2 protein-coding genes are annotated in these 3,828 nt (G+C 44.1%); both read right to left on the bottom strand.

What is annotated here, in order from left to right:
• Positions 1–244 precede the first annotated feature (244 nt).
• Positions 245–1,216 carry a transposase gene (locus AC3A8L_RS20490; RefSeq protein WP_487964131.1) on the bottom strand — a complete coding sequence of 324 codons (972 nt, stop codon included), beginning with the start codon at positions 1,214–1,216 and terminating at the stop codon, positions 245–247.
• A gap of 593 nt (positions 1,217–1,809) precedes the next feature.
• Positions 1,810–3,234 (bottom strand): hypothetical protein, encoded by a 1,425-nt coding sequence (locus tag AC3A8L_RS20485; protein WP_487964130.1) that lies wholly within the window; start codon positions 3,232–3,234, stop codon positions 1,810–1,812.
• Positions 3,235–3,828: the final 594 nt, after the last annotated feature.

The following is a 3,828-nucleotide window of genomic DNA, read 5'->3' as shown; positions in this document are numbered from 1 at the left end:
CGGCACCTTTATTGGATCGTACGCGCTTCCAAGCAGCGTTTAAATTTTCTCTGCTGAGGACGGCAATAGCTGGGACAGGCACCCACTAAAATAACTTGCCACTCAATCATTTTGACGTTATAGAATTTGAGTCATTTTTATGGGATTTGGCGCAGATATAGCTAAATAGCACAATAACCTCAGGCTAATACCCTGGGGTTATTTTTTGGGGCGGGGGTGATCGCTGAGCTATTTGATAGGTTGTTTAGGCGGCTTTGCTGGATCGCAGGGTATGTTTGCTAAAAAGCTCTTGATAGTGCTCCTCAAAAGCTTGTGTCCGTATTAGCCATTCGTCCATATCAAGATTTAGTCGCTCTAATATTGGCGGTAGTGTTGCTGATATGGCGCCTCTTTTATTTTCGCGCATTATTCTACCGGTGGCATCCACCAGTGCTAAATACTCCACTGCGCCAAAGATAATACCGTTCTGCATATTAAGCGTAAGGTTGCCTTCTAGCTTGGCCAGCGGCTTTAGTGGTAAATCAAAAGCGCGTAACGATTCAGATTCCGTTTGTTGTTTGATTGTTGTGGCTAAATCTAATTGCTGGGTGATGCGTTCTTTTATACTGGTGTAATCTGATTTTTCTGGTGTATCAGCCATGCAAGCCCGAATAGGGTTTAGGTCGACATAGACCATTGCACTCAGCAGTGCATCTTCCGTCAATAAAGCTTGCGATTTAAAGCGTGCTTCCCAAAAATGGCCGCTGCAGCCATCTTCAGTATTGGCTTGTCGAGCAATGGGCTCGTTAAGGCATTTCATAAACCAAGATAGGCTCTGTAAGCGTCTGCGGTAAACGGCTATACAATCACTGACGGCTTCGCGTTCTGGAGGTGAAAGCTCATCACCTTTAAGATATTTCTGAACTAGCGGTGCGCCCTTGTGAAGTGAGCACCAGCGATGAAGTACTTCATCGTCAGACCATGCTTCAGCTTCATTTACGCAGAGCTTCACTACAATATGATAATGGTTGTGCATCACAGAATAAGCGCAGATATCAATGGCAAAGAGCGAGCTTAGGATCCGAATTCGGCCCTCGATCCAATCGCGCCGATGTTCGTAGTTCTTGTCGGTATCGCGGTCATAACCACACAAAAATGATTTGCGCACGCATCGTGACACGACATGATAATAAGGTGTATCGGTTATTGATACTTGTTGGCTGCGAGGTTGGGTCATGAGTTCAAGCTTAGATGCCGCTAGTTGTCTGGTCAAGTATACAGTATTTGTTGTTGAGCAACTGCGGGTATCGATAACAAAAAAGCCATTTAATCAATAGATTGTGATGTACTGGCGGTGCGACAAGGCAAAAAAGAATAGCTAGGACAGGCACGTGAAAAAGAAAGCGACACTAAGGTCTATTGCTTATCTGTTGGTTGGTCAATATTGTATGAGTGCCTCGCCTATATAAAGAAAGACGCTAATTACCTCAGGCTAATAACTTGGGGTTATTTTTTTGGGCGGGAGTATTGACGGTTGTAGCGGGGGGAGTTTTGAGTAAGGCCTAGGCGGCGCGCTTTACACTTTGTCTTCGTTTTGTGGATAGTGTCTGGTAGTGTTGCTCAAGATGTTGTGTTTGTAGAAGCCAAGCATCAATATCAATATTTAATCTATTAAGTACCGCTTTTTCCATGGTTAAGGCTATCGTTGTCTGTAGAGAAAATAAACACTCTCGCAAGCTCCAAACCAAGATTTAATCGCTACCTTATTGGCCAAAAAAAGCGCTACCTTTCGGTAGCGCTTTTAATAGATTAGGTCAAAAAGCCTTAGGCTTATTCGCCTGTAGCCCACCATTGTACGCGAATGCTACGACCTGGCTGCGCAGGAATCGTTAACGTCACTGGAGCCCATGTAAAAGGAAGGCTCAGTGGAGACCAATAACCGCTAAGGCTATGACTGTTACCGTCTGCATCAAACCCTACAATACCATCTAATGAGTATTGATCAGCTGAAGTGAAGCCCAAGCCAAGTGCTACCGGGTTCCAGCTCCAATCTGACCATTGAGAAAACTCAATAGTAACGTCCTCAGTTAGATCCAATGTCGTTACCGTGTGCTCACTACCTGCATTGACAGTAACTGTCTCGTTATCAGAAACTGGACTAGCTAAAGTCACCATAGTCGGATTAGGGTACGCGATTGCATTCCATATGATATAACCGTTATCAGCCTCAAGACCCGTAATTAGACCCGGCGTGGTCTCGATTTGCGTTGTCACGCCATTGCTGTGCTCAAATAATGAAGCGGGTGTATCGGCTGCTGTACCTTCTGTCCAGTAGATTTTCCCGTCGTCAACTTGCGCATCGTTTACTGATACAGAGGTAAGTAATACAGCTTGACCATTTTCGATGACATAAAGCTCATCTGGCGCAGAACCCAAAAAGCTCGTCGCGCGTTGAAAGGTAACAATACCTTCTTCTACGCGCGCATTCGCTTTAGAGCCACTAGGGGAATTTGTAGTATCTGTTAGCTGTGTAACAGCACCATCTTTATACTCGAAAATTTCGTTAGACACTGTAGCGTTTGTGCCAGACCAGATAACTGAGTCGCCGTCAAAGCTTGCCCAAGACTGGCGAGTTTGATCTGCAGGAGAAATTTGCGTGATGTTTTGACCGTCCCACATAAGCAGAGTATTGCTCTCGCCCCAAACGATTTTCCCACCGGCAACGCTAATGTTCTTACTGTAGCTACTCAGTGTAAAGCCCACATGGCCTTCAGTGACTTGCGTTACACTTACGCCGTCATAAAAAAACAGCTCGTTCGCACCATCAACCGACTCTACCCATGCAACGTTGCCGTTATCATCATAAGAAAAGCCATCTTTAGCTGAGCTGCTGTCAGTAATAGACGCTATTGCACCGTTTTCGTAAGAATAAAGCGTATCTATAAATTCGTCGTCGATACGATCTACTTCTGTCCAATAAACAATACCGTTAGAAAGGTTCACGTCACTCTTAACAGAAGCGCTATCAATGATGACAGTCTCTTGACCATCATTAAGTAAAGCTATTTTTGTACCTTGGTCACTTAAAGAGGCATTAACAACTACGCCATTCTCTAAATCACGGTCAGCGTAGCCGCCTTTTGTTTCAGCAAGTGCCTGTATGTCAAAAGCCGCAAATGCTGAAGAGCTAAAAGCCAAACCAGCAATGGCGGTGGCGAGTAAAAGGTTTTTTCTGTTAAATAAAGTTTTCATCATATTTCCTCAAGGGTGCAAACTCTCTATCTTCCGTGACATCGAATTAAAGGTTTAAAAATTCGTTTTAGTTCGAAATCGTCTAAAAATCGTTCAATTCATAAGTGGCGGGCATTAAAACAGTATTTTTTGGTTATTAAAAGCACAGTCTTATAGGTTGTGTCGTAATTCACACAAAGTGATCACTTTTCGATCATCTTAGTGTTTTAGGCCAAGGGCAGCGCCTAAGCGACTGTTTTACCTTATTATCAGTAACGAATTGGGCTTGCATAATGCGTAATATTTACAAGTAAGTGGTGCAAATGTTATCCGCATTAAAGAAGCGTAAATATGATAGCGGGACATATATGGACGCCCCACTAACCGTCAAGTGAAACCGCCCATTCCGTTGTATCTACGTAGAAACACAGATTAATTTACTGCCTTACCATCAGCCTGGTTACCGTATTTTAAAAAGTAGGTGTTAGTGCTGGCAAATATCCGTCGTCAACAGGGCGGTATTCACTCACCGCCGCGCCCAAAGAGATCCGTGCCTGGCTACCTAAGGGACGAGGAAACAATATTTCATCCACTAATGCTCGATCTCGACATCCTTAC

It is taken from the genome of Marinagarivorans sp. (assembly GCF_982758155.1).
This window is presented reverse-complemented; position numbering and strand designations above follow the sequence as displayed.

Excerpts from the sequence above, each read along its gene's own strand:
- AC3A8L_RS20490 (WP_487964131.1), bottom strand. The coding sequence starts at position 1,216 with ATGACCCAACCTCGCAGCCAACAAGTATCAATAACCGATACACCTTAT.
- AC3A8L_RS20485 (WP_487964130.1), bottom strand. The coding sequence starts at position 3,234 with ATGATGAAAACTTTATTTAACAGAAAAAACCTTTTACTCGCCACCGCC.